1 pseudogene is annotated in these 855 nt (G+C 73.2%); it reads right to left on the reverse strand.

Annotated elements, in window-relative coordinates:
* Positions 1 to 8: 8 nt before the first annotated feature.
* Positions 9 to 650, reverse strand: a pseudogene (locus ACJOT3_RS34630) (poly(ethylene terephthalate) hydrolase family protein); the annotation flags it as partial.
* Between the last annotated feature and the right edge of the window lie 205 nt (positions 651 to 855).

Here is an 855-nt window from a genome sequence, read left to right on the forward strand (position 1 = left end):
CGCAGTCAGGCTGTGCCGACCCTGCCGTACTCGCCGCCGTTGGGCTCGGCGAAGGTGCCGTAGTGTCCGACGTCCAGGTGGCCGATGAAGGCGGGCAGCCCGGCGGGGAGCTTGGAGTAGTCGTCCAGGGCGTTGGGGTGGGCGATGTCGCTCGGGCCGCCGGTGAAGTAGGCGACGGGTGCGTGCAGGTCGTCGAGGAGGTCGTCGTCGCGGTCGGTCAGCAGGCCGCTGTTCCAGAGCACGGTGGTGGTGGTACGGGGGTCGTCGGCGACCTCGTAGGTCTCCAGTCCGCCGCAGGACTGGCCCATGACGGCGATCCTGCCGGTGTCGATGTGCCCCCGGTACTCGCTGAGGAGGCGGCTGTTCTCGGCGACGGCCCAGTCGATGGCCTCGGTGAGCATCTCCGGGTCGGTGCGTCCGATGCCGCCGGGGCGGCCGTTGGCGATGACGAGGAAGCCGTGGGAGGCGAACTCGGTGAGGATGTTCCGGAACCAGGTGCCGTCGGCGCGGCAGGCGCCGTTGCCCCACACCACGATGGGCAGTGACTCGCCGGTGGGCAGGTCGACGGGGCGGTAGACCGTGTGGTCGCGCAGGCGCCGGTCGGTGGTGTACTCGGCGTCGTAGGGGCCGGTGCCGCCCGCGGCGGAGACGGGGGCGGCGGAGACCGGCGGAGCGGGCGCTCGGGGCCGCCTACGGGTGGTCCGGGGAGGCCGGGCGGGTGACGGTGACGCACGAGGAGGTGTGCCGGGGGCGCAGCAGCACCCGGATCTGCTACGGGACGTTCGAGGCCGAGGGCGGGACCGTGCGGGAGGGGGTGCAGGTGCAGTCCTCGCGGGAGTGCGAGCCCGGCCGGGT

Origin of the sequence: Nocardiopsis protaetiae (genome assembly GCF_045446735.1) — a bacterium.
Classification (GTDB): domain Bacteria; phylum Actinomycetota; class Actinomycetes; order Streptosporangiales; family Streptosporangiaceae; genus Nocardiopsis; species Nocardiopsis protaetiae.